A 26,093-nucleotide genomic window follows, 5' to 3' on the forward strand; every position below is an offset into this window, starting at 1 on the left:
TTAAAAAGTGAGACTTGTGGCTGAGCCACAGGTCTCTCTTTTTTACTTACCTGTGAAAGAAAGGAAAATTATGTCAGAGAAAAAGTTTTTTACGCAAACAGGAGATGAAGTCCTAAAGGAGTTAGACTCATCAAGCAAAGGATTGACTACTGAGGAAGTTAATCGCCGTCTTGAACTCTACGGAAAAAATGAGCTTGATACAGGAAAAAAAGAATCTCTTTTAACAAAATTTTTAAATCAATTTAAAGATTTAATGATAATCGTTTTGATTATCGCAGCCATCTTGTCTGTTGTGACAAGTGGCGGAGAAGACATTACTGATGCTATTATTATCATGGCTGTTGTAATTATTAATGCAGCCTTCGGAGTTTTTCAGGAAAATAAGGCTGAGGCTGCAATTGATGCCTTAAAATCAATGAGTACGCCTAATGCACGTGTTCGCCGTAATGGTCATGTAGAGGACATCGAATCAGATTTACTTGTTCCAGGTGACATTGTGCTTCTTGAGGCAGGAGATGTTGTGCCAGCTGATATTCGCTTACTTGATACAGCAAGTATGAAGATTGAAGAAGCTGCCTTAACAGGGGAGTCAGTACCCGTTGATAAGGACGAAGACATTCTTTTAGGTGACGATGCAGGGCTTGGTGACCGAGTTAACATGGCCTACCAAAATGCTAATGTGACCTATGGTCGCGGGGTCGGTGTGGTTGTTGCTACAGGAATGTACACTGAGGTTGGACGTATTGCAAGCATGCTTGAAAATGCTGACGAGACTGAAACTCCGCTTAAAGAAAACTTGAACCGTCTGTCTAAGGTTTTAACCTATGCTATTCTTGTAATTGCAGCTGTTACCTTCTGTGTGGGGGTTTTCCTTCAAGGACATGCACCTCTTGATGAACTTATGACGTCAGTGGCCCTTGCGGTTGCGGCAATTCCAGAAGGACTTCCGGCCATTGTAACCATTGTCCTAGCTCTTGGAACTCAAGTTCTTACTAAGAAAAATGCCATTGTCCGCAAGCTTCCAGCAGTTGAAACCTTGGGTTCAACTGAGATTATCGCAAGTGATAAGACTGGTACCCTAACCCTTAATCAAATGACTGTTGAAAAAGTTTACACTAATGGACAACTAAGAGACGCGTCAGATGAAATTACAGCAGATGATATGACCTTAAAGGTTATGAACTTTGCTAACGATACTAAGATTAGCCAAGATGGTAAATTACTTGGTGACCCAACTGAGACAGCCCTTATTCAGTATGGTCTTGATAATAACTATGATGTTCGTGAAGCCCTAAAAATTGAAAAACGGGTGGCAGAAATTCCATTTGATAGTGACCGTAAACTTATGACTACCATCCACAAGGAAACTAATGGTAAGTATCTAGTTGCAGTCAAGGGAGCACCAGATCAACTCCTAAAACGCATTACTGGAAAGCTTGAAAATGGTCAGGTTACTCCTCTAACAGATAGTGATCGAAAAAATATTTTAGATCTTAATACTAAACTTGCCAAACAGGCCCTTCGTGTTCTTATGATGGCCTACAAGGAAGTTGATCAAATTCCTGAACTTGAGTCAGACATAGTTGAAAAAGATTTAATCTTTGCAGGACTTGTGGGAATGATTGACCCTGAACGTAAGGAAGCAGCAGAAGCTGTTAAGGTTGCTAAGAAAGCTGGTATTCGTCCAATCATGATCACAGGTGACCATCAGGATACAGCTGAAGCTATTGCTAAACGTTTGGGAATTATTGACGCAGGAGATACTGAAGATCATGTGTTAACTGGAGCTGAATTAAATGAGATGACCGATGAAGAATTCCAAAAGGTTGTAGGTCAGTATTCAGTATATGCTAGGGTGTCACCTGAACATAAGGTAAGAATCGTTAAGGCTTGGCAAAATGAAGGCAAGGTTGTTGCCATGACTGGTGACGGGGTTAACGATGCACCAGCCCTTAAAACAGCAGATATCGGTATTGGTATGGGGATTACAGGGACTGAGGTTTCTAAGGGAGCTTCAGACATGGTTCTTGCTGATGATAATTTTGCAACCATTATCGTGGCTGTTGAAGAAGGACGTAAGGTCTTTTCTAACATTCAAAAAACCGTTCAGTACCTTCTTTCAGCTAATACAGCTGAGGTGTTAGCTATTTTCCTAGCTACCCTATTTGGTTGGGATGTTTTACAACCAGTTCACCTGCTTTGGATTAACCTAGTAACTGATACCTTCCCAGCGATTGCTCTAGGTGTTGAGCCTACTGAGCCTGGTGTTATGGACCATAAGCCAAGAGGGCGTAAATCAAGCCTCTTCTCTAATGGTGTTTTATCATCAATTATCTACCAAGGTCTCTTACAGGCTGCTCTAACTCTTGGTGTTTACTGGTTTGGTATCAGTCATCCGGTCCACCTTGGTGATGAGGTAGCCATCCACGCTGATGCCCTAACCATGGCCTTTGCAACCTTGGGTCTAATCCAATTGGTTCATGCCTTTAACGTTAAGTCAGTTTATCAATCAATCTTTACAGTTGGACCTTTTAGGTCAAAAACTTTCAACTGGTCAATCCTTGTATCATTTATCCTTCTGGCAGCAACAATCGTTATTCCAGGATTTAATGATATCTTCCACGTAAGTCACCTGGACGGATACCAATGGTTGGTCGTTCTAATCGGTAGCTTATCAATGGTTGTCATCGTTGAAATTGTCAAATTTATTCAAAGGGCAATGGGACTTGATAACAAGTAATAATAAAAACCTTCAATTCGACTTGGATTGAAGGTTTTTTGTTTATTTTAAGCGGCCATTTATCGGAAAAGTTTGGTCTGAGACAAAAACTTTTTACTCAAAATGTAAAAACATATTTACATTTATTGAAAAGTAACTTATACTGAAATGGTTATATAAATAACAAAAGTTAAAAAAATTAAAAGTCAATTAATTTGTCTCTTGCAACTTATGCTGGATAAAAGTTGATTTTTAATCTGTCAGGGGGAAATGATTATCGCCAATATGAAGCGAAAGATACCGGTAATTGCCTGGGTGGCCTTATTTCTTATAATAATTGCCATATCAGTTATAATATCGGTCAGTAACGGTCAAGCTGATATCTCATTTTGGGATGTTGGTCGAATTTTAGTCAATAAGATGAGCCAGGGAGCAATTGGTGACATAGCAGATTTACCTGCTTCGTCGGCTAATATTATTTGGTTTATTAGGATGCCAAGGATTTTACTGGCAATTTTTGTCGGTCTAGGTCTGGCCCTTTGCGGGGCAGTTATGCAGGCTGTTGTCCAAAATCCCTTAGCAGATCCTTATATCTTAGGGATTTCATCTGGATCATCCTTGGGTGCAACCTTTGCCATATTGATTGGTTTTGGTTCAAGTTCCATCTTATCACAATTTGGGCTTGGTTTTGGTGCCTTCTTGGGGGCCATGATTGCCACCTTGTCCGTTTTGCTCTTGTCAAATATTGGTGGTCGAATGACCAGCGTCAAGCTAATCCTATCAGGTTCTGTAATAAGTAGCCTTTTTGGTTCGATTTCAAATTTAATCGTTTACATGGCGGGTAATTCTGAAGGGATTAAGACCATCCAGTTTTGGCTCATGGGAAGCCTTGCTTCAGCAACCTGGTCTAAGCTTGGAATGGTAGTCATTCCTGTCCTCCTTGTTTTTATCTTTTTTTTAACCCAATCAAGGATTTTAAATGTCATGCTTTTGGGAGATGAGGCAGCAATTACCCTGGGTATATCCCTTGGCAAATACCGTAGAATCTATATGGTTTTAACCTCTCTTGTAACAGGGCTTATCGTTGCAAATTCTGGAATGATTGGCTTTGTTGGGCTGATTGTACCGCATATTGTGCGTGGTCTCTTTGGAAGTGACCACAAGGTAATACTAGCAATTACAGCCGTTTGCGGTGCCCTTTTTATGGTTTGGGCTGATTTGATTTCTCGGATTTTGATTAAAGGTGTTGAGCTTCCGATCGGAATTATCACAGCCATGATTGGTGCACCATTATTCATCTATATTATCGTTAAAAAAGGTTATAGTTTTGGGGGGTAAAAAATGAAATTATCGATTCAAAAACTTGATATAGAAATCGGAAAGAATTCGATTGTCCGTAATGTTTCCTTGGAAGTACCTGATAAGAAAACAGTTGGACTCATCGGAGCTAACGGTTCTGGTAAATCAACCTTATTAAGAAGTATTTACCGAAGCATTGCTCCAAAAGATGGGGCCATCTACCTGGATGATATTGATGTTTTAAATTCACCAAATAAGAAGGTAGCCAAGCATTTGGGCGTGGTTGGTCAGTTTAATGAACTAAATTTTGACCTAACGGTCGAACAGATGGTTTTACTAGGCCGAACACCTCACAAAAAAATGATGGAAGCAGATAATATTTATGACCATCAAAGGGTTCAGGAAGCACTTTTGAGGACTAATTTGATGAATTATAAGGACAGGAGTTATCTGTCTCTATCTGGTGGGGAAAAACAAAGGGTAATACTTGCAAGGACGATAGCTCAGGAACCCCAGGTGATGATACTTGATGAGCCTACCAATCATTTAGACATCAGGTATCAGCTTGAAATTTTAACTGCAGTAAAGAATCTTAACATCACAACATTTGTCGCCCTCCATGATTTGGAACTTACGGCTTCATACTGTGATTACATATACGCCATGAAAAAAGGCGAAATTATTGCCCAAGGAACCCCTGAGGAGGTATTAACTGAAGAGTTAATCGAAGAAATATATCAGGTTAAGTGCCAGATATATGAAAATCCAATCACCCATAAACTGGGCTTTCATTATTCCATCTAAGAATAGTGGAAGGCGGGTAACTTATAGTAAAGAATAATCTATCTGACAAGATAGGTTTGGAATATAGGAAGAAATTATGAAAAAAATATTGATGACAGCCCTTCTTGGGGTATCAGTTCTAAGCCTTGCAGCTTGCGGCGGGAAAAGTACAGAAAAATCAACAGCACAAGCTAGTGATTCAGATAAGACAACTTATCCTTTGACCATTAAAAACTACAGTAAGAGTGTAGGTAGTGACTCATCAGATCCAACTTGGCCTGAAAGTACCCAAACATTTACCCATGCTCCTAAAAAGGTAGTGGCCAATACTCGTCCTATGGCTGAACTTTTACTTCACCTGGGACTTGAAAAGTCAATTGCAGGTGTTGGAGCCGTTTTTGGTGAGAAAGATGAAAGCGTTGAAGCTTCATTTGACAAGCTTAAAAATCTTGGTAACAGCTATATTCCACAGGAGGTTGCCCTATCAGTTGACCCTGACTTTGTCTTTGGTCGTGGTGGTCTCTTTGAAAAATCTGAATGGGGAGTTGGTACAGTTGAATCCCTAAATGAGATGAAGATTCCTACTTATATCATGGAAACATCTATCAATGGTGGAACATTTGACTCAATCTACAAGGATATTGATAATCTTGGTAAAATTTTTGATGTCGAAGCCAGTGCAGATAAGTTTAAAAAAGAGATTGAAGACCGTGAAGATGCCCTTAAGAACACTGTTAAAGATGTTAAGGAAACTCAAACATTTGCCTACATTCACTCTAATGACCCAGCAGAGATTAATGGCTACTCACTAAAGGGTGATACTTTTGCTACCAGCCTGTTTGATATGTTGAAACTTAAGGAAGCTTACGATGTGCCGACAGGTACTGTAAGTATCGAGAAAATCATCGAAGCCAACCCAGATGTTATCATTATTCCTAAGTGGGATGATACCGACAATGCTGAAAAGATGGTCGCAGGACTTTACACTAGTGATAAGGTATCAAGCCTAAAAGCGATCAAGAATAAAAAAGTCTACATCCTAAACTACAACTACCTATTTGGCTACAGCTACCAATCTCTTGCAGGATTTGAAGACTTTGCCAAGGTTTTATACCCTGAACTTGCTAAATAAGAGGTAGTAGGATGACAAATGAAGTTTATGATCTTGTAATCGTAGGAGGTGGCCCAGCAGGCCTTTACAGTAGCTTTGCCTGTGGTATGCGGGGGATACGTGCAAAAATGCTTGAAGCACGAGACTCTTTAGGTGGACGAATGACAGCATACCAGGACAAGCTTGTGTGGGATTTAGGCGGTAGCCAGGGCAAACTTGCTAGTGATATCGCTAATAACTTACTTGCAGCAAATCAAGAGTTTGAGCCAGATATTAGCTATAACCAGCAGGTTAAAAGGATTAAAAAAGAAGCAACAGGCTTTAGCCTGACTAGTCAAGACGGTCAGGAATATAAGGCAAAAACTGTTATCTTGGCTTCTTCCCTAGGGATTATTAGGGCAAAAAAATTAGCTATTCCAGCTGACTATGAAAACCTATCTTATCCGGTAGAAGAGGTGCTTAATTTCAGGGACTATCAGGATAAAACTGTGCTTCTTTACGGGGACCCTGAGTATTTAATTAACTATGCTAATTTACTTGGTCAGCTTGCAAAATCGCTCATCTTGGTTAGTAAAAAAGAAGAGTTCCCTAAAGATGTGGACTTTTCAGCAAATGTGACCCTTGTAAAAAATGCGGAAATCGCTAGTTTTTCAGATGAAGCTGGCCTAATAACTTCAGTTAGTCTATCAGATGGACAAAGCTTCCCTGTTTCAAATGTCTTAGTAAATATTGGCATGAAACGTGAGGCAAACACCATTGACTTTGCGAACTTCGAGCTTGAGACTGTTGACCACCATGGTCATGAGTTTATCAAGAATGAGGCAGATACAAGTACAAGTGTTGAAGGTTTATTTGTTGTAGGTGATTTGGGGAATTACCCTGATAAAAATTACATGCTAGCCTCTTGCATGTTAGAGGGGACCAATGCAGCATCTAAAGTAGCCCGCTATCTTGACGCTAGTGCTAAACCACAAATTACCGTCTCAACTCATAATGAGCTCTTTAAGGCAAAAAACCAAGAAAAGATTGCCAAATATTTTTCTTGATTAAAAGGTACCAATCGGTGTCTTTTTTGTTTGTTAAAGCATGTTAATTAATTTTATAGATTACTTTTATTTTAAATATATAGAATCAGAATGCTTTTACATTTAGCCAAAATTTTGTTATACTTGAACCCGAGAGCCTTTTTTAGGTCTAAGTAAAATATAAGGAAGAATTAAATTGACAAAATTACGTGAAGATATCCGCAACGTTGCGATTATTGCCCACGTTGACCACGGAAAAACTACCCTGGTTGATGAGCTTTTAAAACAGTCAGACACACTTGATGACCACTTTACGCTTCAAGAGCGTGCCATGGACTCAAATGCCATTGAAAAAGAACGCGGGATTACAATCCTTGCTAAAAATACTGCCGTATCATATAACGGTACTCGTATCAACATCCTTGATACACCAGGTCACGCGGACTTCGGTGGAGAAGTTGAACGTATCATGAAAATGGTTGACGGGGTTGTTCTTGTAGTTGATGCCTATGAAGGAACAATGCCACAAACTCGTTTCGTACTTAAGAAAGCACTTGATCAAAAACTAACTCCAATCGTTGTAGTTAACAAGATCGACAAACCATCAGCACGTCCTGCTGAAGTAGTTGACGAAGTTCTTGAACTATTCATCGAGCTAGGTGCAGACGACGACCAACTTGACTTCCCAGTAATCTACGCTGCAGCCCTTAACGGAACATCAAGCCTATCTGATGATGTAGCTGATCAGGAAGAAACAATGGCGCCAATCTTTGATACAATCATCGAACACATTCCAGCACCAGTTGACAACTCTGATGAGCCCCTTCAATTCCAAGTATCACTACTTGACTACAACGACTACGTAGGTCGTATCGGGATTGGACGTGTCTTCCGCGGAACAATCAAGGTTGGGGACAATGTAACCCTTTCTAAGCTTGACGGAACTACACAAAACTTCCGTGTAACTAAACTATTTGGTTTCTTCGGTCTTGAACGTCGTGAAATCCAAGAAGCAAAAGCTGGAGATTTGATTGCTGTATCTGGTATGGCTGACATCTTCGTTGGGGAAACTGTAACTCCAACTGACGCTGTTGAAGCTCTTCCAATCCTTCACATCGATGAGCCAACTCTTCAAATGACCTTCCTAGTTAACAACTCACCATTCGCTGGACGCGAAGGTAAATTTGTAACTTCTCGTAAGGTTGAAGAACGTCTTGAGTCTGAGCTTCAAACAGACGTTTCACTTCGCGTTGACCCAACTGATTCACCAGACCGCTGGACTGTATCAGGACGTGGTGAACTCCACCTTTCAATCCTTATTGAAAACATGCGTCGTGAAGGATACGAACTTCAAGTATCTCGTCCAGAGGTTATCGTAAAAGAAATCGACGGCGTTAAATGCGAACCATTTGAACGTGTTCAAATCGATACTCCTGAAGAATACCAAGGAAGCATCATCCAAAGCCTTTCTGAGCGTAAGGGTGAGATGCTTGACATGCAAAACGTTGGTAACGGACAAGTCCGTCTGATCTTCCTAGTTCCAGCTCGTGGACTTATCGGATACTCAACAGACTTCCTATCAATGACTCGTGGATACGGAATCATGAACCACACATTCGACCAATACATGCCACTTATCCAAGGTGAAATTGGTGGACGTAACCGTGGTGCCCTAGTATCAATCGATACTGGTAAGGCTACAACTTACTCAATCATGTCAGTTGAGGAACGCGGAACAATCTTTGTTAACCCAGGAACTGAAGTTTACGAAGGAATGATCATCGGTGAAAACAGCCGTGACAACGACCTTACAGTAAACATCACAAAAGCTAAACAAATGACAAACGTGCGTTCTGCTAACAAGGACCAAACTTCAGTTATCAAAACTCCACGCATTCTTACTCTTGAGGAATCACTTGAATTCCTTAACGACGATGAATACATGGAAGTAACACCTGAGTCAATCCGCCTTCGTAAGCAAATCCTTAACAAGGCTGAGCGTGAGAAAGCTAACAAAAAGAAAAAAAGCTAATAGTTTAGACTATAACTTTTGACATAATAGATGCTACTGCATCTGAGAGGGCCTGAAATTTTCAGGCTTTTTTGGTAAAATAAAATTATGAAATTAAATGAAGAAGCAATGCTAGCCTTTGCAGAAGGCCTAGCTCATAAATTACAAGCTGGTGACGTTATCATTTTAACAGGTGATTTGGGTGCCGGAAAGACCACATTTACTAAGGGCCTAGGCCGCGGACTTGGGATTAAACAAATGATAAAAAGTCCAACTTATACAATTGTCCGTGAGTATGCTGGACGTCTTCCCCTTTATCACATGGATGTTTACCGTATCGGTGATGATCCAGACTCAATTGACCTTGATTCTTATTTATTTGGAGACGGTGTAAGTATTATCGAGTGGGGAAACTTACTTGAAGAGGATTTACCAGATGAGTACTTGGAAATTATTTTTGAAAGGCTAGACGAGGCAAGAGAGATTAAACTTGTCAGTCACGGTAAAAAATATGAACGATTTGAAGATCTGGTAGATGGTGAATTGTAAGGTAAATTCTTAACTTTTATATTACAAATGCCTAAACTATGTTGATTAACTCTTTAAAGAATGAGATAATCAGCCGTATATAAGAAAAAATAGGGAGATTGATAGTGAAATACGGAAGGAAGATAGTAGGTGCAATTTTTATGGGCCTAGCTGTCACTTTAATAGCCGCAGGTGTGTATGCCTATACGGTAGTACATAAGGCAGAGGATATTATGTCCTCAACTTACGACGACTTAGGACTTGAAAGCACAGGTGTCCAATTTGATGCCTCAAAACCTTTTAGTATCCTTTTAATGGGTATTGATACTGGAGGAGAGGGCCGTGAGGACCCTTGGGACGGTCGAAGCGACTCAATGATGGTTGCAACGGTTAACCCTAAAACCAAGGAGACAACCCTAATAAGCCTTGAGCGAGACATGCTGATTGACCTTGTTGATACAGATGGGAATTCAACCAACGAGCTTCATAAACTTAATGATGCCTATGCCATTGATGGGGCCAAAATGAGTATCGCTAACGTTCAAAAACTTTTGAATACTGATATCGACTCTTATGCTCTGATCAATATGGAGGGTCTGGCAACTCTTGTCGATGCTGTAGGTGGTATTACCGTCAACAATACCTTGGGTGAGACAATCTCGATTGAGGAAACAGAGCCTGATTATAAGGCGACAGTTGAGCCAGGAGTTCAGCACATTAACGGAGACCAAGCCCTGGTTTATGCACGGATGCGCCACCAGGACCCAGAAGGCGACATTGGCCGTCAAACTAGGCAGCGTGAGGTTATCAGCCAGGTTATTAAAAAGCTTCTAAGTATGGATAGTATCTCCAACTACCAGAAGATTCTTAAGGCCTTGAGTGGTAATATTAAAACAAATATTAAGATTGACGCAGGATCAGTCTCTCATCTCTTAAAATATAAGGATTCCCTAGAAAATATTAATACCATTAAGCTTCAGGGTGTTGGTGAAATGATTAATGAAATTTCTTATCAGGTGATGCCAGCAGATAATTTACTTAGTGCCCAAAATGCGGTTAAGCGTTCCCTTGATGAAGAAACAAGTGACAAGCTTGATTCAGGTATTGTGACCTTCGAATCATACTATGGTACCTATCCTAGCCTTTATGAGCGTCCCCTTTTAACCATTGGTCAAAAGGGTAAGACACCAGTTTCTTACTATTTGAACTTAGACGGGACTGAATCAAGTGAGACAGTAGCAAGCTCTGCTTCTGAGGAAGCTGAAAGCTCAAGCTCAAATTGATTCCTCTAAATCTTAAAAAGCAATTGACAAGTTGTGAAAATTTGTTAAAATATAATTAGCGTTTACACGACCTATAACTTACTGTAATAGGGGCTTGTGTGACTTGTTTCAATAGCTCAGCTGGATAGAGCATTCGCCTTCTAAGCGAACGGTCGGGGGTTCGAATCCCTCTTGAAACGCTCTTTATATTGGAACCCGTCCTAGGATGGGTTCTTTTTTGATATATAAGATCTGTTTTGGTAATATTCTCTAAAGGAGATTATTTATGAAATTAATGACAGATCACTTGCTTCTTAGACCCTGGTCTCTTGAGGATGTAGAGGGCCTATACAAGTATGCACAGAGTCCAGAGATTGGTTCTATGGCTGGATGGCCAAGGCATGAAAGTCTTGCTGACAGTAAATGGTGCCTGGAAAATATTCTAATGACTGATTTGAGCTATGCCTTAACCTTGAAGGAAGATTCGTCTCAAGTCATAGGAGCCATTGCCCTTAAGGTCAATGAAGATTTAGGTGCAGAGGATTTGGAACTTGGTTACTGGTTGGGTAGGCCTTTTTGGGGTCAAGGTTTGATACCTGAAGCAGTTGAGGAGCTGAATAGATATGCTTTTACCAATAATCTAGCCCAGACCATATGGTGTCAGACCTATGCCCATAATTTGAATTCAAAGAGGGTACAGGAAAAAACAGGATTTATTTATGAAAAAACAGTCAAAGATGTTTTTTCTCAGTTTTTAAATAAAACTGTGGATTTAGATTTTAGCCGCTTGGATAAGGCTTCTTGGTTTGAAAATTTAGCCCAAATAAAAAGTTAATGGATTATCCATTAACTTTTTATATTTCCATGGCCATATTTACGTGGTCAATGCCAGCTTCTTCAAAAATTTGACCAAATTCCTTAAAACCAAAGCCTTGGTAGAAGCCTTTAGCTGTTAGTTGGGCATGAAGGCTAATTTTTTCAAATTTTTCTGCCCTAGAAAAGGCTAGAAGGTCATTAACCAAGGTTTTAGCATAGCCCTGTCCTCTGAAATCCTTTAAAACCGCCATCCTTTGGAGGACAAATTCCTTTTTATTTAGGGGAAGTAGTCTTGCTGTGGCTACAGCTTCCTTGTCATCATTATATAAGACAAAGTGAATACATAAGGGTTCTTCAGCATCGACCTCCATTGAATAAGGTACACCTTGTTCCTCAACAAAAACTTTAGTGCGAATCCTTAGGGCATCCAGGTAGGTTTGTGATAAGGTGTCTCTTGTTAATTTTATTTCCATATATAATCCTTCTAAAAATTTCTTAAATAAATTATAATATAAAGAAGTTTCATCAGCAAATATATGAAGGAGATCTATGTTTAAAAATAGCAAATTATTCTTTTGGACAGTTGAAATATTGGCTCTTGCCCTACTTACTTTGGTCCTAACTCAGATGGATTTTCTTTTTCATCCTCTGGTTAGTCTTTTTGGAACAGTCTTTATCCCCTTTTTGATTGCAGGATTTTTATACTATTCCTTCAATCCCTTGATTGAATTTTTGGAAGCAAACTTTAAACTTAAACGTTCCTTGGGAATTATGATTGTTTTCATCCTTCTAATCGGAATTATTGTCTTCTTAGTTGTAAGTTTTGTACCGACCATTATTAATCAGCTGGGAGGCTTAGTAAATTCGACAGCCAGTGCCATTCCAGACATCCAAAAGTGGATTTCTGACTTAGCCCTAAGGGATGAGTTTAAAAATATTGACTTAAATGGCACCTTTGAAAAGTTAAATCTATCTTATTCTGAGATTTTGAAAAATATCTTAAATGGCATTAGTTTTAGCTTGGGCGGAATGTTTTCGACAGTTACCAAAATTGGTATGATTTTAATCCTTGCACCAATTCTTTTATTTTACATGCTCAAGGACGGAAAGAAGCTACTTCCTAGCTTGAAGAAAAATGTCCTTAAAAATGATAAGTACGGGGTGGCTTCCCTCCTAGAAACCCTAAATAATACCATGTCCCGCTATATATTAGGTTCAGCTATTGATTGCTCGATTATTTTTGTGGCAGTCTTTGCGGGTTATCTATTTATGGGTATACCTTACGCCTTTTTACTGGCAACTTTCTCAGCCATAATGAACTTGATTCCTTATCTTGGGCCCTACCTTGGAATCATGCCCATGATTCTTGTTGTAGCAGTTGATGACTGGAAGAAGGCCTTGATTGCAGCAATCTATGTCATGATTGTCCAGCAAATTGATGGTAATTTTATCTATCCAAGGGTGGTAGGTAATGCCATGAAGATTCATCCAGTTACTATTATGCTTTTGATGCTGGTTGTCGGCAATTTATATGGGCTTTTGGGGATGATAGTAGCAGTACCAGCTTATTCTTTAATTAAGGATTTAATAAAATTTGCTTTTACAAGCTATGAAAATAGAAAAATAGCTAAGCAAATTAGCCCTAAATAGTTAAAGTATGATATAATCATACTACCTTTAAAAAATTAGAAAAATAGGAGAAATAGAAGAAATATGAACGCAGATCCCGAGGGTCAGTCACTTATAATTCAATTAGTTTTGTTGATTGTCCTAACAATCTTAAATGCTTTTTTTGCAGCCAGTGAGATGGCTTTGGTTAGTGTGAACCGCTCAAGAGTTGAACAAAGGGCGGCTGAAGGTGATAAAAAGTATAAAAACCTTTTAAGCATCATTAACTTTCCAAGTAACTTTTTATCTACAATTCAGGTAGGTATCACCTTGATTAATATCCTGACTGGGGCGAGTCTTGCTGAAGGTTTAGCGGCTAAGCTTGTGCCGTATTTAGGAAATGTTTCAGGGGCCAAGGCCATTGCTCAGGTTATTACGCTAGCTCTTTTGACTTATTTCTCAATCGTATTTGGGGAACTTTATCCTAAAAGGGTGGGACAAAATCTCAAGGAAAACTTGGCTATTGTTGTAGTTAAGCCTATTCAAATCCTTGGGATTATAATGAAACCTTTTGTTTGGCTTCTAGCCAGCTCAACAACTCTTTTGGGTAAGATTACACCCATGAAGTTTGATGATGCCGATGACAACATGACACGGGATGAGATTGAATATCTTCTTAATACAAGTGCCATTGCCCTTAACTCAGATGAGCGGGAGATGCTTGCGGGTATTTTCTCCCTTGATGAGTTGATGGCACGCGAGGTTATGGTACCAAGGACTGAGGCTTCAATGATTGACATTGAGGATACTCCAGCAGAAAATATCCAGTATATTATTGATTCTGTCTACTCACGCTTTCCGGTCTATAACGATGACAAGGACAAGATTGTAGGAATTCTCCATACCAAAACGCTTTTAAAAGAAGCTTACGCTAAGGGCTTTGATAAGGTGGATATCTCAAATATCATGCAGGAGCCTCTTTTTGTTCCAGAAACAATCTATGTTGACGACCTGATGAGGGAGCTGAAACGAACTCAAAATCAGATGGCTATTTTGCTGAATGAATATGGTGGAGTTGAAGGGATTGTTACCCTGGAAGACTTACTTGAAGAGATTGTTGGTGAGATTGAAGATGAAAATGACACTTCTGAGACACCAGAGGTTGAAAAAGTATCTGACAACATCTACAAGGTAAAAGGTAGAATGCCGCTGGGTGACTTTAATGAGGAGTTCCAAGTTGAACTTGAAAATAATGATGTTGACACCATTGCAGGTTTCTTTATCACAGAGATTGGAACCATTCCAGGTCAGGACGAGCATATGAACCTTAATTTACTTTCAAGAGACAAGTCGTTTACTCTGACAAACCTTGAGATGGACGGTCCCCGTGTTGATATTTTACAATTAGAATTTCATGAAGCACAAGCTGATCAAGAAGGAGAAAAAGAGGAGGAATAACCTCTTTTTTTCATGTTTCCCATTGGATGTTTGTAAATATGGTCAAAATCGGGTATTCTTAAGGCATAAATAAATATGATGGAGACGTGTAAAATGAAGGATAGGGACTTATTAGGGGTCAAGGGGCTTGTTCATTCGACCGAAAGCTTTGGAAGCGTTGATGGACCAGGTGTGCGTTTTATTATCTTTATGCAGGGCTGTAAGATGCGTTGTAAGTACTGTCACAATCCAGACACCTTGGCCATGCAAAATGCCAAGGCCCGTGAGCGAACAGTCGAGGATGTCTTAAAGGAAGCTTTGAAGTTTAAATCCTTCTGGGGCCGTCGTGGCGGAATTACTGTAAGTGGTGGAGAGGCCATGCTCCAAGCTGAGTTTGTGACTGCTCTTTTTACCGAAGCTAAAAAACTAGGTATTCACACAACCCTTGATACTTCAGCCCAGCTCTTTACAAGAAAAGCTGAATTTTTAGAAGTCCTTGATGGCCTTTTGGATGTGACTGACTTGGTTCTTCTTGACCTAAAAGAAATAAATCCTGAGCGTCATAAAATTTTAACTGGCCATAAGAATGATAATATTTTAGACTTTGCCAGATACCTATCTGATTACGGAGTTCCTGCCTGGATTCGCCATGTATTGGTACCAGGGGAGTCTGACTTTGATGAAGATTTGATTGAGCTTGGTAAGTTTGTCGAAACCCTAGATAATGTGGACAAGTTTGAGATTCTTCCCTACCACACCATGGGAGAGATTAAATGGCAGGAGCTTGGCTGGGATTATCCCTTGGCTGGAGTTAAACCACCGACAGCAGACCGGGTTAAGCACGCTAAGGATATTATGAGAACTGAATCTTATACAGACTACTTGGCCCGTGTCCAAAGCAGGTAATTACCCCAATAAAATATTATCCCCTGGCAAAAGAATCCCTAATCTGATAAAATAAGATGAATAAATGAATGGAGAGTAGATAAAATGTCTAAAGTTTTTGTTTTCGGGCACCTTAACCCTGACACAGATGCCATTGCATCAAGTGTTGCCTATGCCAATCTTGTAAGAGAGACCGAAGGTCTTGAGGCTGAGGCTGTAGCTCTTGGTACTCCAAATGAAGAAACTGTTTTTGTACTTGACTACTTCAAAATGGATGCACCGCGTGTTGTTGAATCAGCTGGTTCAGAAGACGTAAGTAAGGTTATCCTTACCGACCACAATGAAGCTCAACAGTCAATTTCTGATATTAAAGACCTTGAGGTCCTTGCTGTTATTGACCACCACCGTGTGGCGAATTTTGAAACTGCAAACCCACTATTCATGCGTCTTGAGCCAGTTGGGTCTGCATCAAGCATCGTTTACCGCATGTATAAGGAACGTGGCCTTGAAGTTGGGCCTGAAATCGCAGGACTTCTTTTATCAGGTCTAGTTTCAGATACCCTACTTCTTAAATCACCAACAACAACAGATTCAGACCGTGCAATTGCACCTGAACTTGCTAAACTTGCGGGTGTTGACCTTGAAGAATACGGTTTAACCATGCTTAAGGCTGGAACCAACCTTGCAAGTAAGTCTGCTGACGTTTTAATCGACATTGATGCAAAAACTTTTGAACTTTCAGGAAACGCTGTGCGTGTAGCTCAGGTTAACACTGTTGACATCGATGAAGTTCTTGACCGTCAAGAAGAAATCGAAGCAGCTATGAAGGCTGCCATGGAGCAAAACGGTTACTCTGACTTTGTCCTTATGATTACTGACATTGTAAACAGCAACTCAGAAATCATGCACCTTGGAGCAAATGCTGATAAGGTTGAAGCAGCCTTCAACTTCAAACTTGATAACAACCATGCCTTCCTAGAAGGTGCTGTATCACGTAAGAAGCAAGTTGTACCTCAACTTACTGAAGCCTTCGAAAAATAATGGCAATCAAAATATACAATGAAAATCGGCTGACCAAACAGCCGTTTTTTCAAAGTTTGATTACTTACTTGGATGAAAATTCTAATGTAACCCTAAGGGATATCAAGCGAGAATTCCCCCATGTTGAAAAGCTTGACCGTAAAATTGAGGAGTATGTTAAGGCGGGTTTCATCAGTCGACGTGACAGACGCTACTACAACAATTTTGAGCTTTTTGGTGATGGGGATTTTGACCTGTCTGATGGAACAATTGACGCTCCTGCCATCTTGGTTTATGAGGCTCCCTTCTTTGTTGCTGAGGGATCTAAGCTTCAAGAGCTTTTAGAAAGTAGTCGCATCAACCAAATTCTTGAAAATGATACCAACGAGCTTAAATTCTTTTTTACAAGTGATTATGCAAGAAGGGAAGATAATCTAGCCAACTATTTTTATAAGCTTGAAAAAGATATTCCTTTAACAGAGCTTGAAGGTCAAATCTACAAGTTAATTGGTGATGTTAATCGTGATTACGCCCTTAAATATATGACAGCCTTTTTGCTTAAGTATAGTAAGCGGGACTTAGTCCCTCAAAAGCGGCTTGATATCTTTATTAAAAGTCTGGAAGTCTATGGCTACATTGAAGAGGCTGAAGACAAGCGTTATGCCTTAGGTAATCTTGAGTTAGCTAAAGCTTACGAGCTTCCTGTAATCACATTTGACAATCCACGTGACTTTATTAGCTCACAACTCAAACAACAAGCAAAAACTCAAGGAAGACTATCTCTTCCCTGAGTTTTTATATTTTATAATGGATAATCTTACAGGTATTTTTCAGCGACCGCACGGTCACCAGCATATGAGGCATGCTTACCTTCTACAATCTGGTAGGCGTCGGCCCCTTTTCCAGCGATGATTACAGCATCTCCTGGTCCCAGAGTTCTTGCTAGAGCAGTTTTAATGGCTTCTTCCCGGTCAATAATGGTTTCAAAAGGACGGGTCAAGAAGCTTCCAATTTCAGCACAGATGTCCGAAGGATCTTCAAAGTTTGGATCATCTGAGGTTAGAATAATCTGGATGTTAGGTCTTTTGTTGAGGACGTCAGCAAAATCCTTCCTACGGCTTTCCCCCTTATTACCAGGGGCTCCCAGGAGGAGTTGGATTTTTCCAGTTTGAGTCTGTTCAGCTACCTCTAAGAGATTATTTAAGCTGACTCCGTTATGGGCATAGTCTACATAGACATGGGCCCCATTGTCCTGCTTTAAAATCTCCATTCGCCCAGGAACTGTTGTTTGAGCAATTCCTTTTTTAATGGCTGAAATATCAGCTCCAAGTTTATGGGCTGCAAGGGCTGCTGCCAGAGCATTTTCCTGGTTGAAGCCACCGATTAGCTTAATATTAAAACTATCATTGAAGGTTCCGCTTGTTTTGAAGCTAAAGGCCTTAGAATCATGGATTTGATTGTCTGATTTACTACCGTAAAAGGCATGGGGGATATCCATACACTGGTCCCTGACCAGGTCGAAATGATCCATGTCTGAATTAACCACCATAAAATGGCTATTTTCAATCAGCATTCGCTTGCAGTAAAAATAATCTTCATAGGTTGGATGTTCAATCGGTCCCACGTGGTCCGGTGATATATTTAAAAAGATTCCTACATCATACTTAAGGCCATAGACCCTTGAAATTTTATTGGCCTGGCTACTGACTTCCATGACCAAATGGGTCATGTTATTATCACGGGCACAAGCCATCATCTTGAAGAGATCAAGGCTTTCAGGGGTTGAAAGGGCAGACTTGAAGTAGTTGATCCCATCAAGAGTTGTCTCCATGGTAGAGAGCATGGCTGTCTTGTGACCATTTGTAGCATCAAGAATGTTTTTAGCAAAGTAGGCAGCAGTTGTTTTACCCTTGGTTCCAGTAAAGGCCATAATTTTTAAGTCCCTTTGTGGGTAGCCATAGAAGGCCTGGCAAAGAAGGCTCATGGCCTTTCTAATGTCTGATACCATAAGAACTGGGATTCCGACTTCATAGTCTCTTTCAGACACATAAAATTTAAGTCCAGCTTGGACTGCACCTAGGAGAAACTCCCTTTTAAAATTTAGCCCCTTGGCAAAAAAAAGTGTATCACCATCAACCTGCCTTGAATCGTAAGAAACCTTGGTGAAACTTAGTTCATGCGGGTATTTGTAGTAGTAATTATCATCATCAATAATCTCTCGGAAGTTACTGTCATCCTTAAGAATTTGTATCATTTCATCTATATTAATCATGATTTCAGTATAAAACAAATTTATTAAAAATTCTATTTTTCTACAAATATTTTTATAGTTTCCAACCGTTGCGGGCGAAACATTATTTTTTTGGTGTTCTATCCAAAGCTCATATAGATCGTTAAAAGTCTCAACTTTGGAAGCTTCTGAATTAATCCCGTTGTCCTCATAGAAGACCATTGTTTTATTAATTCATCTATTAGTTTCAGTTTTAGTTTTAAATCCTGATTTTGATTTATATTTTTTCTTATAGGTCACATCATCCCTACCAATGTAAAGGTTTTTAACCTTGTAGAGTTTACGTCCGTTCTTTGTATATTGTTCTATTTGTGCCATTTTTTAATTATCCTTTCTATTTCGGGTAGATATCGGACATTATTCATGCTAAAATAGTACATAAAAGGCCTTATGCGGGCTTTAAAATCAACCACTCAAACTTTGGTCGGGGAGAGTGGTTTTTTTGTTGTTATTTTTTAGTTTCGAATGTATTACCGCAGTTATTGCAGTGCCATTGATTTTTCCCTTTTTTACCAGCGAATCCAGCCAAAACACCAACACCGCTGGTTAGAGCAGCGCCTGCTACAGCCTTACCTACAGAAAAACTTTTTCTATCATTACCCATGAAACTAACATTAATAGAATGACATGCAGGGCAAGAAATAATATTTTTTTTAACATTTTCTTTTGGTACGGCAGGAGTTACTACAGGCTTACTTTCTCTCTTTATAACTTCCACGTTTAATGAAGTTAATAAGTTTAGCAAATCTTCAACTTTTTTAATTTCACCTTGGGTAAAACTAATCACAGTTGCACCAAAGCTACTCCTAGTAGTTTGGTCATTCCCATCTTTGCTAAAATACACTACTCCATCTAAGAGTGATGGATCATAGGGTTTATAATATACGCAAGCGATATCATCCAAATTAAACTTATTTTTTTTAATAGTGATACTTTCATCTTCTAAGATTACTCTTTTTTTAAGTAAAAAACCAAATTTCTCATCAAATAAAACCTTTCCCATGAATAAGCCTCCTGTGATATAATATTTTTGTAAATACATTACATCCTAGTCCCTGATTGCAGTCAGGGGCTTTTTTATGTTGTTAAATAATATCTGAATAATTCTTCTGCCATATCGTAATATCTTGGTTTTATCTTATAGACCGTTAGAAACCTATTAACGTCTATTTCTTCTGGTGGATAGTCGTAGTAGGACAGGAACTCCTTGACCCTGCATTCTATCCAGTACCTGTCAGCTTCGGCTTCATTTTTAATGTGTAGTGCTGGTGCTGAAAGTCTAGTTTCAAAATGTTTATTTAAGTAGTGGCCCAGCTCATGCAAGAGGGCATTTTTTGCGTCAACGTCTTCTAAATTACTATTTATTACTATTAAGTTTACTTTAGGTATGTAGACCCCATCTTCTTTAATCCTATCTGAATAAATAATCTGTATACCTAACTCCTCAAGGCTCTTCATTTTCCGCCTCCTAAGTATTTCTTATTTTTCTTCTTTTAAAATATCTTTCAAGGCTTCTAATGTCTTGCTACTTACTGATTTACCACCAAAGGCGACAGAACCCTCTAACAATTCTTCTAAGTTAATTTGCTGTAATTGAATGATTTTACTTTGTTCCTCTAGTTGATCATTAGCAAAGTTTAGGACTTTTTCTTGGCGGTATTGTTCAAGCTGTTCGCTGACACTTATTATTCTATCTATAGTAGTTATTGATTTTACAGATAAATTTTCATTCAGAAGTTTACTTAATGGAATGTTGAATAGTTTTGCTATTTCATTTAGTACTCCAGCTTTAGGCGTATATTTTCCTTTCTCCCATTCGCTTACTGAAGAAGAACTTTTTCTTCCTAAATGATGGGCTAGTTCCAATTGTTCCATTTTATGTTTTTGCCTCAAATATTTTAAGTTATTAGCAAAATAATTTTCTTTTAAATAATTATTCTCCATGGGGTAATAGTACCATGTAATTCGGTAAATATGAAATATAAGCCATAAGAACGGAAATATTTTTTCTTTCCAAATCTTTTAATTTCCGTTAAAATATAGATATGGAAAACATTGATGAAATTGAAACCTTGCTTGATGATACGGAGCAGGACCAAAAAAATAAGATGATTGAAGGTTCCTTTTGGCTTACCATGGGAAATTTTTTATCTCGATTTTTAGGGGCCCTTTATATCATACCCTGGTATGCTTGGATGGGTACCAGTGCCAATGAAGCTAATGCACTTTTTGGAATGGGTTATAATGTTTATGCCCTCTTTTTACTTATTTCAACGTCTGGTATTCCAGTAGCTGTAGCCAAGGAGGTGGCTAAATACAATACCTTAGGCGATAAGAATTTAAGTTATAAACTTGTCAGACAAATGTCTGGTTTTATGCTGATTTTAGGGGCAGTTGCGTCAATTGCCATGTATCTTTTATCACCAACTTTAGCTCATATGAGTGGGGGTGGTGATTCCTTAATCCCTGTCATGAGAAGCCTGTCATATGCTGTTTTTATTTTTCCAGCAATGAGTGTAATCAGAGGTTTTTTCCAGGGGAATAATAATCTAAAGCCCTTTGCTATTAGTCAGCTGGCTGAACAGTTAATCAGGGTCATCTGGATGCTTTTAACGGCCTTCATTATCATGAAACTTGGTAGTGGGGATTATGTTAAGGCTGTTATCCAATCAACAACTGCAGCTTTTATTGGAATGCTTGCAAGTATAGCTGTTTTATTCTATTACTTGGTTAAAACTGGGGATTTGACAAGGATTATTAATCCAGGCCCAGCCAAGCGGTCAATTAACTCGAAGGAACTCCTTGTAAATACAGTTATTCAGGCAGTTCCCTTTATCATTCTGGGATCGGCCATTCAGATTTTTAAGGTAATTGATCAATTTACCTTTTCAAATGTTATGAGCCGAATTGGGAACTTTACAAGCTCAGATCTTCTGACCTTTTTCAGCTATTTCTCTGGTAACCCAGACAAATTGACCATGATTCTTGTGGCTGTTGCTGTTTCCGTAAGCGGGGTAGGAATCCCTCTTATCACGGAAAATTTTGTTAATGGAAATACTAAGGCAACCGCAAATCTTATAAGCGATAATCTTCTTTTATACTTTGCTTTTATGATTCCAGCTGTGACCGGTCTTTCAATTCTAGCCCTACCGGCTTATACTATTTTTTATAACCGACCTGACAATTTGGCTCTAAATCTGTTTGTTTTCGCGGTAATCCAGAGTTTTATCCTGGGTCTTTATATGATGATTACACCCATGATGCAGTCCCTTAGAAGGAGTAGGCTGGCTGTTAGATATTTCTTTTATATCGTGCTTTTGAAGCTAGCTATTCAACTGCCAGCTATTTATCTGTTTGAGTCTTATGGTCCAATGATTTCAACAACGCTAGCCTTTAGTGTTGCCTGCTACTTTTACATGAAAAAGCTCCATCAGATTACGGACTTTGACATCAATCTTTTATTGAGGCGTTTGGCTGGGATTTTAACTTTTACAATAATCATGGCTCTTGTGACTGCTTTGGTCTTTACCCTTTTAAGATTATTCATAAGTCCTAATGGAAAATTTAGGTCCCTCATTCTTGTCCTTTTAGCTGGAGGAAGTGGTTTTGTAAGCTATCTCTTCTTAATTCTAAAGACTCATTATATTGATCTGCTCCTAGGTGAGCGTGGTACCCGCCTAAGAAAAAAATTAGGCCTATAAAAGCAAAAAAAATAGACTGGCTAGTCTATTTTTTTTGCTTTTATTTAGTCTTTTGAATGTTCCTTATACCATAGGTCAGGCTGCCAAATCCATGAAGCATGATGCTCTTCAAGGAGCCTGAAGCTCTCTTTGGGTCCCATGCTGCCAGCTTCATAAGGGTAAAGGGGAACCTGATTGTCAGACCAGACCCTTTCGATGTCGTCAATTAAAATCCAGCTGGCCTTAACTTCCTCCCAGCGGGAAAAGTTAGAAGAGTCTCCGTGAAGGACATCATAAATTAGCTTTTCATAGGCCTCTGGAGAATTACCAAGGATGGCCGCATCATGTCTAAAGTCAAGCTTAATGTCATTGATATTAAAGTCTTTACCGACCTCTTTTCCATTCATCAGAAGGGAGAAACCTTCTGTTGGCTGGATATAGATGGTGAGGATATTTTGTTTTAATTCCTTTTTAGAGCTAAAGATTGAATCTTCCTTCTTGAAGACAATATTAATCCTCGTCCCCTTTTCAGTCATCCTTTTACCTGTCCTAAAGAAGAAGGGAACATCTTTAAATCTTTCATTATTGACAAAGATTGTCCCAGCTGCAAATGTTTCAGTCATAGACTGAGGATCAACTGCATTTTCCTGGCGGTAACCAAGATAGTCATGGCCTTCAAAATGACCAGCATGATACTGTCCACGAACAAAATTGTCCTTAATTTCATCTGTTGAAGGGAGCTCTAAATTTTCAAGAACCTTAATTTTTTCCTTGAGAATGTCTGAACTCTTAAAAGACGCAGGTTTATCCATGGCTAAAAGAGATAGGACTTGGAGAATATGATTTTGTACCATATCTTTAAGGGCCCCTGATTTATCATAATAGGCACCGCGGTCTTCAACTCCAATGGCCTCAGCAAAGGTAATCTGAATATTATCAATGAAGTTGCGATTCCAGATCTTGTCAAAGATGAAATTTGCAAAACGGATGGCAAAGATATTTTGAATCATCTCCTTGCCTAGGTAGTGGTCAATTCGAAAAATTTGGTTTTCGGAGAAAGCCATCGAAAGCTCATCATTAAGTTTTTCAGCACTTTTAAGGCTTGTCCCAAAGGGTTTCTCAATAATCAGCCTCTCATATCCCAGACCATCAGTAATATTTTCTGACTTTAGGTGACCTGCGATTGTCCCAAAAAATTCTGGAGCCATGGCTAGGAAGAAGATTTTATTATTTTCCGTTTGGTACTTTTGACCAAGCTCAAGGGATAGATTCTTCAAGGTTACATAGTTCTCAGAATCATTTACATCGTGAGCCTGGTAGTAAAAGTGGCTGGCAAATGTCCTTGCATCCTCAGTATTTTCAATCAAATCAGAAATACTATCTAGGACAACCTCCTCATACATCTCCTTGGTCCAAGGACGTCTAGCAGTCCCGATTACTGCAAAGTCCTCCTCCAAAATACCAGATTTATATAAACGGTAAAGTGATGGGTAAAGTTTACGCTTGGCTAAATCACCAGTTGCACCAAAGATTGTGACTAAAACTTTTGACATATATCTTTTCCTTAATTTTTTATTATAGTTATCCTATTCTATCATAAAATTTTAGCTTTTGCCCAAAGCCTAGGATTTACAGCCCTTGTAATCAGCTAATCCTAGCCTAAAAACTTCTATAGACATAGGGGTTGGCTGGCTGATCAACCTCTTTTATCTCCTCAACCTGAATGGTTGGAATATTTCTCTTGTAGACATCAAAGAATTGACTAACAAGAGTCCCTTCAACAGAGAGCCAAGTATTGTCCTTATAGTCCTTGCTACCTTCAATCATGAGACCAAAGACGCCCGAATCTGCTATGCAGTGAATGATACCAAAGCGAAAGAGGAAGTGGTAATTTTGGCCATTAGAAGCATTATTATAGGCAAAGCCTGTTAGGCGGATTTTTTTGCCAATAAATTCACTAGGATAATCGTAGATAAGTTCCATGACCTCCATATAATTTTTTTCAGTGACCTCAATCAGCTTGCTATCCTGGTAATTCTTGAGGGTCTTTTTCATGAGCTCATCATAGTCTGACTTAGTGAAGTAGGAGCTGGTATCAGGCTTTAGGTATTGAATGCTTGTCCCGTCATCACTAGTGCCAGATTCTTTTGAAAGGGGGAAAACAAAGCCCTTATTGTTTACGACAGATGCATCAAGGGATTGGTAAGGAAGGAAGATGCAGGTGAAGAGGGGGAGGGCAAGTAGGAGGTAGGACATAACATTTTTAAGCATACTTGTAAAAGAAGTTTTTTGCTTTTTTTGGCCGGTCTTGACCCACTTGACTAACTCAACCAGAGATAAAAGAAGGGCAAGAATCATGCTCATTTGGGCAAGGTAGCTGTAGTGGACATTGATGTACTGATTTAGCCTTCCGCTAACCATCAAATACATCATCAGCTCAAAATAACCAGATAATATTAAAAATCGAATCATACAAGATACCCCGTAAAAATGATGATGGTGAGTGAGACAAGTGCAATAAATTTGATGATGAAGCTTGCCTTGAAGTAGCGGGCCATTAAAAGGAGATTTTTGATGTCAACGATTGGTCCAAAAAGAAGGAAGGCAAGGACTGGGGCAGGCCCAAAAAGTCCCAGGAAGCTTGCTCCGACAAAGGCATCAGCCTCTGAACAAAGGGACATAATAAGGGCAAGAATCATCATGGTAAGAATGCCCAAAAGTTTATTGTGGTTGAGGCTTGTAATAAAAGTTGTTGGTAGATAAATTTGCATGATGCTTGCAAGCGAGGCCCCAATTATTAAGTATTTCCCCGTATCAAAAAATTCATCAATCGAGTGGTTCAAAGCCAGCCAAATTTTTGAAGATGTTTTAAGGTTTTTAAAATCATGATGGTGGTGGGCGTGTTCGTGCTCACAGGAATTTAGATTCTTGTCCTTTAAAGGAGATCTTTGGTAGACATAGATTAGAAACAAACCGACTAAAAAGGCTACAAGAATTGTTCCAAGGGTTCTAAGAAAAACCAGATGAAGGGAGTTACCAAAGGCAATGTAGCCTGCAAAGATTACGATGGGATTTATTACGGGAGCAGCTACCATAAAGGGGAGGGCTGTGTAAGATGGCACACCCTTAAGCATAAGCTTACTTACCACAGGAACAATCCCACATTCGCATGAGGGAAAGAAAAAGCCAAAGAAGCTACCAAATAGGACTCTTAAAATCTTATTTTGAGGTAGAAGTCTTTTAATTAAATCAGCTGTTAAAAAGATTTCAAGAAAGCCTGAGATGATTGAACCCAGTAAAACAAAAGGAAGTGCCTCAATGACTATGGACATGAAAATTGTCGCACATTGAAGCACCCCGTAAGGTAGATTGCTAAACATTACTTAGTTTTTTCACCGTCCTTATTTTTTTGATCATTTTTTTGATCACTTGTAGAATCTTTTTTCTCGTTCTTGTCTTCTTCATTCTTGGTCTTTAAAAGATCATCAGGAAAACTTGCAAATTCGCTTAGAACCTTATCAAGGTCATCTCGTTTTTTATAGGTTAGTGCCATAATTTCCTCCAGGATAAATTTATTTACTACTACTATCTTATCACTAACTTGCAAAATATGTTAAAA

The 26,093-nt window shown here is 39.1% G+C and carries 24 protein-coding genes, 1 tRNA gene and 1 pseudogene; 16 read left to right on the forward strand and 10 right to left on the reverse strand.

The window, feature by feature from the left end:
- The first annotated feature begins 70 nt into the window (after window positions 1–70).
- From OZX68_01070 to OZX68_01115, 10 genes are all read left to right on the forward strand, one after another.
- Window positions 71–2,740 carry a cation-translocating P-type ATPase gene (locus OZX68_01070; protein ID WEV60867.1) on the forward strand — a complete coding sequence of 890 codons (2,670 nt, stop codon included), beginning with the start codon at window positions 71–73 and terminating at the stop codon, window positions 2,738–2,740.
- Between the two features lie 249 nt (window positions 2,741–2,989).
- Complete coding sequence (locus OZX68_01075; GenBank protein ID WEV60868.1) at window positions 2,990–4,057, forward strand: iron ABC transporter permease; 1,068 nt, start codon at window positions 2,990–2,992, stop codon at window positions 4,055–4,057.
- A 3-nt stretch (window positions 4,058–4,060) separates the two neighbouring features.
- The gene (locus OZX68_01080) at window positions 4,061–4,822 is read left to right on the forward strand and encodes an ABC transporter ATP-binding protein (protein WEV60869.1); all 762 of its coding nucleotides are present in this window, start codon (window positions 4,061–4,063) and stop codon (window positions 4,820–4,822) included.
- 76 nt (window positions 4,823–4,898) lie between these two features.
- Complete coding sequence (locus OZX68_01085) at window positions 4,899–5,933, forward strand: ABC transporter substrate-binding protein (protein ID WEV60870.1); 1,035 nt, start codon at window positions 4,899–4,901, stop codon at window positions 5,931–5,933.
- Between the two features lie 11 nt (window positions 5,934–5,944).
- Window positions 5,945–6,958 (forward strand): NAD(P)/FAD-dependent oxidoreductase, encoded by a 1,014-nt coding sequence (locus OZX68_01090; GenBank protein WEV60871.1) that lies wholly within the window; start codon window positions 5,945–5,947, stop codon window positions 6,956–6,958.
- Window positions 6,959–7,133: 175 nt separating this feature from the next.
- Complete coding sequence (gene typA / locus OZX68_01095) at window positions 7,134–8,969, forward strand: translational GTPase TypA (protein ID WEV60872.1); 1,836 nt, start codon at window positions 7,134–7,136, stop codon at window positions 8,967–8,969.
- An 87-nt stretch (window positions 8,970–9,056) separates the two neighbouring features.
- Window positions 9,057–9,497 carry a tRNA (adenosine(37)-N6)-threonylcarbamoyltransferase complex ATPase subunit type 1 TsaE gene (tsaE, locus tag OZX68_01100; protein WEV60873.1) on the forward strand — a complete coding sequence of 147 codons (441 nt, stop codon included), beginning with the start codon at window positions 9,057–9,059 and terminating at the stop codon, window positions 9,495–9,497.
- 140 nt (window positions 9,498–9,637) lie between these two features.
- A complete protein-coding gene (locus OZX68_01105) occupies window positions 9,638–10,759 on the forward strand; it encodes an LCP family protein (protein WEV60874.1) in 1,122 nt (373 codons plus the stop codon).
- Between the two features lie 105 nt (window positions 10,760–10,864).
- A tRNA-Arg gene (locus OZX68_01110) sits at window positions 10,865–10,938 on the forward strand.
- 86 nt (window positions 10,939–11,024) lie between these two features.
- A complete protein-coding gene (locus OZX68_01115) occupies window positions 11,025–11,573 on the forward strand; it encodes a GNAT family N-acetyltransferase (GenBank protein ID WEV60875.1) in 549 nt (182 codons plus the stop codon).
- Between the two features lie 19 nt (window positions 11,574–11,592).
- Here OZX68_01115 and OZX68_01120 read toward each other — a convergent pair whose 3' ends face one another.
- Window positions 11,593–12,027, reverse strand: coding sequence for a GNAT family N-acetyltransferase (locus tag OZX68_01120; GenBank protein WEV60876.1), 435 nt, complete (start codon window positions 12,025–12,027; stop codon window positions 11,593–11,595).
- A gap of 76 nt (window positions 12,028–12,103) precedes the next feature.
- Here OZX68_01120 and OZX68_01125 point away from each other — a divergent pair, with 76 nt between their 5' ends.
- The 5 genes from OZX68_01125 (at window position 12,104) to OZX68_01145 (ending at window position 17,295) form a co-directional block, all read left to right on the forward strand.
- On the forward strand, window positions 12,104–13,204 hold the full coding sequence (locus OZX68_01125; protein WEV60877.1) for an AI-2E family transporter: 1,101 nt from the start codon (window positions 12,104–12,106) through the stop codon (window positions 13,202–13,204).
- 63 nt (window positions 13,205–13,267) lie between these two features.
- Window positions 13,268–14,620, forward strand: coding sequence for a hemolysin family protein (locus OZX68_01130; GenBank protein ID WEV60878.1), 1,353 nt, complete (start codon window positions 13,268–13,270; stop codon window positions 14,618–14,620).
- Window positions 14,621–14,713: 93 nt separating this feature from the next.
- The gene (gene pflA / locus OZX68_01135; protein WEV60879.1) at window positions 14,714–15,505 is read left to right on the forward strand and encodes a pyruvate formate-lyase-activating protein; all 792 of its coding nucleotides are present in this window, start codon (window positions 14,714–14,716) and stop codon (window positions 15,503–15,505) included.
- 84 nt (window positions 15,506–15,589) lie between these two features.
- Window positions 15,590–16,525: a manganese-dependent inorganic pyrophosphatase gene (locus tag OZX68_01140; GenBank protein WEV60880.1), complete on the forward strand. Its 936-nt coding sequence runs from the start codon at window positions 15,590–15,592 to the stop codon at window positions 16,523–16,525.
- Window positions 16,525–17,295: a DUF1803 domain-containing protein gene (locus tag OZX68_01145; protein WEV60881.1), complete on the forward strand. Its 771-nt coding sequence runs from the start codon at window positions 16,525–16,527 to the stop codon at window positions 17,293–17,295. Before OZX68_01140 ends, OZX68_01145 begins: the two co-directional genes overlap by 1 nt.
- 26 nt (window positions 17,296–17,321) lie before the next feature.
- Here OZX68_01145 and OZX68_01150 read toward each other — a convergent pair whose 3' ends face one another.
- From OZX68_01150 to OZX68_01170, 5 genes and pseudogenes are all read right to left on the reverse strand, one after another.
- Complete coding sequence (locus OZX68_01150; protein WEV60882.1) at window positions 17,322–18,776, reverse strand: UDP-N-acetylmuramoyl-L-alanyl-D-glutamate--L-lysine ligase; 1,455 nt, start codon at window positions 18,774–18,776, stop codon at window positions 17,322–17,324.
- A 192-nt stretch (window positions 18,777–18,968) separates the two neighbouring features.
- Window positions 18,969–19,112, reverse strand: coding sequence for a hypothetical protein (locus tag OZX68_01155; GenBank protein WEV60883.1), 144 nt, complete (start codon window positions 19,110–19,112; stop codon window positions 18,969–18,971).
- A 130-nt stretch (window positions 19,113–19,242) separates the two neighbouring features.
- Window positions 19,243–19,797: a hypothetical protein gene (locus OZX68_01160; GenBank protein WEV60884.1), complete on the reverse strand. Its 555-nt coding sequence runs from the start codon at window positions 19,795–19,797 to the stop codon at window positions 19,243–19,245.
- A gap of 74 nt (window positions 19,798–19,871) precedes the next feature.
- Window positions 19,872–20,252, reverse strand: a complete 381-nt coding sequence (locus OZX68_01165) for an ImmA/IrrE family metallo-endopeptidase (GenBank protein WEV60885.1) — start codon at window positions 20,250–20,252, stop codon at window positions 19,872–19,874.
- A 144-nt stretch (window positions 20,253–20,396) separates the two neighbouring features.
- Window positions 20,397–20,738: pseudogene (locus OZX68_01170) on the reverse strand (helix-turn-helix transcriptional regulator).
- 101 nt (window positions 20,739–20,839) lie between these two features.
- Here OZX68_01170 and OZX68_01175 point away from each other — a divergent pair.
- Entirely contained in the window at window positions 20,840–22,495 is a 1,656-nt protein-coding gene (locus OZX68_01175; GenBank protein WEV60886.1) for a polysaccharide biosynthesis protein, read from the forward strand.
- A gap of 44 nt (window positions 22,496–22,539) precedes the next feature.
- On the opposite strand, the gene zwf is transcribed toward OZX68_01175, so the two are convergent.
- The 4 genes from zwf to OZX68_01195 all read right to left on the reverse strand — a co-directional run bounded on the left by zwf (window position 22,540) and on the right by OZX68_01195 (window position 26,027).
- Window positions 22,540–24,027: a glucose-6-phosphate dehydrogenase gene (gene zwf / locus OZX68_01180; GenBank protein WEV60887.1), complete on the reverse strand. Its 1,488-nt coding sequence runs from the start codon at window positions 24,025–24,027 to the stop codon at window positions 22,540–22,542.
- 106 nt (window positions 24,028–24,133) lie between these two features.
- On the reverse strand, window positions 24,134–24,946 hold the full coding sequence (locus OZX68_01185; protein ID WEV60888.1) for a TIGR03943 family protein: 813 nt from the start codon (window positions 24,944–24,946) through the stop codon (window positions 24,134–24,136).
- Window positions 24,943–25,854 carry a permease gene (locus OZX68_01190; protein WEV60889.1) on the reverse strand — a complete coding sequence of 304 codons (912 nt, stop codon included), beginning with the start codon at window positions 25,852–25,854 and terminating at the stop codon, window positions 24,943–24,945. The genes OZX68_01185 and OZX68_01190 overlap by 4 nt, the downstream gene beginning before the upstream one ends.
- The gene (locus tag OZX68_01195; GenBank protein WEV60890.1) at window positions 25,854–26,027 is read right to left on the reverse strand and encodes an SPJ_0845 family protein; all 174 of its coding nucleotides are present in this window, start codon (window positions 26,025–26,027) and stop codon (window positions 25,854–25,856) included. Before OZX68_01195 ends, OZX68_01190 begins: the two co-directional genes overlap by 1 nt.
- Window positions 26,028–26,093: the final 66 nt, after the last annotated feature.

The sequence above is a fragment of the Streptococcaceae bacterium ESL0729 genome, assembly GCA_029391995.1.
GTDB lineage: Bacteria > Bacillota > Bacilli > Lactobacillales > Streptococcaceae > Floricoccus.

Coding starts and splice junctions, on each gene's coding strand:
- OZX68_01070 (WEV60867.1), top strand. CDS start 71: ATGTCAGAGAAAAAGTTTTTTACGCAAACAGGAGATGAAGTCCTAAAG.
- OZX68_01075 (WEV60868.1), top strand. CDS start 2,990: ATGATTATCGCCAATATGAAGCGAAAGATACCGGTAATTGCCTGGGTG.
- OZX68_01080 (WEV60869.1), top strand. CDS start 4,061: ATGAAATTATCGATTCAAAAACTTGATATAGAAATCGGAAAGAATTCG.
- OZX68_01085 (WEV60870.1), top strand. CDS start 4,899: ATGAAAAAAATATTGATGACAGCCCTTCTTGGGGTATCAGTTCTAAGC.
- OZX68_01090 (WEV60871.1), top strand. CDS start 5,945: ATGACAAATGAAGTTTATGATCTTGTAATCGTAGGAGGTGGCCCAGCA.
- tsaE (WEV60873.1), top strand. CDS start 9,057: ATGAAATTAAATGAAGAAGCAATGCTAGCCTTTGCAGAAGGCCTAGCT.
- OZX68_01105 (WEV60874.1), top strand. CDS start 9,638: ATGGGCCTAGCTGTCACTTTAATAGCCGCAGGTGTGTATGCCTATACG.
- OZX68_01115 (WEV60875.1), top strand. CDS start 11,025: ATGAAATTAATGACAGATCACTTGCTTCTTAGACCCTGGTCTCTTGAG.
- OZX68_01120 (WEV60876.1), bottom strand. CDS start 12,027: ATGGAAATAAAATTAACAAGAGACACCTTATCACAAACCTACCTGGAT.
- OZX68_01125 (WEV60877.1), top strand. CDS start 12,104: ATGTTTAAAAATAGCAAATTATTCTTTTGGACAGTTGAAATATTGGCT.
- OZX68_01130 (WEV60878.1), top strand. CDS start 13,268: ATGAACGCAGATCCCGAGGGTCAGTCACTTATAATTCAATTAGTTTTG.
- pflA (WEV60879.1), top strand. CDS start 14,714: ATGAAGGATAGGGACTTATTAGGGGTCAAGGGGCTTGTTCATTCGACC.
- OZX68_01140 (WEV60880.1), top strand. CDS start 15,590: ATGTCTAAAGTTTTTGTTTTCGGGCACCTTAACCCTGACACAGATGCC.
- OZX68_01145 (WEV60881.1), top strand. CDS start 16,525: ATGGCAATCAAAATATACAATGAAAATCGGCTGACCAAACAGCCGTTT.
- OZX68_01150 (WEV60882.1), bottom strand. CDS start 18,776: ATGATTAATATAGATGAAATGATACAAATTCTTAAGGATGACAGTAAC.
- OZX68_01155 (WEV60883.1), bottom strand. CDS start 19,112: ATGGCACAAATAGAACAATATACAAAGAACGGACGTAAACTCTACAAG.
- OZX68_01160 (WEV60884.1), bottom strand. CDS start 19,797: ATGGGAAAGGTTTTATTTGATGAGAAATTTGGTTTTTTACTTAAAAAA.
- OZX68_01165 (WEV60885.1), bottom strand. CDS start 20,252: ATGAAGAGCCTTGAGGAGTTAGGTATACAGATTATTTATTCAGATAGG.
- OZX68_01175 (WEV60886.1), top strand. CDS start 20,840: ATGGAAAACATTGATGAAATTGAAACCTTGCTTGATGATACGGAGCAG.
- zwf (WEV60887.1), bottom strand. CDS start 24,027: ATGTCAAAAGTTTTAGTCACAATCTTTGGTGCAACTGGTGATTTAGCC.
- OZX68_01185 (WEV60888.1), bottom strand. CDS start 24,946: ATGATTCGATTTTTAATATTATCTGGTTATTTTGAGCTGATGATGTAT.
- OZX68_01190 (WEV60889.1), bottom strand. CDS start 25,854: ATGTTTAGCAATCTACCTTACGGGGTGCTTCAATGTGCGACAATTTTC.
- OZX68_01195 (WEV60890.1), bottom strand. CDS start 26,027: ATGGCACTAACCTATAAAAAACGAGATGACCTTGATAAGGTTCTAAGC.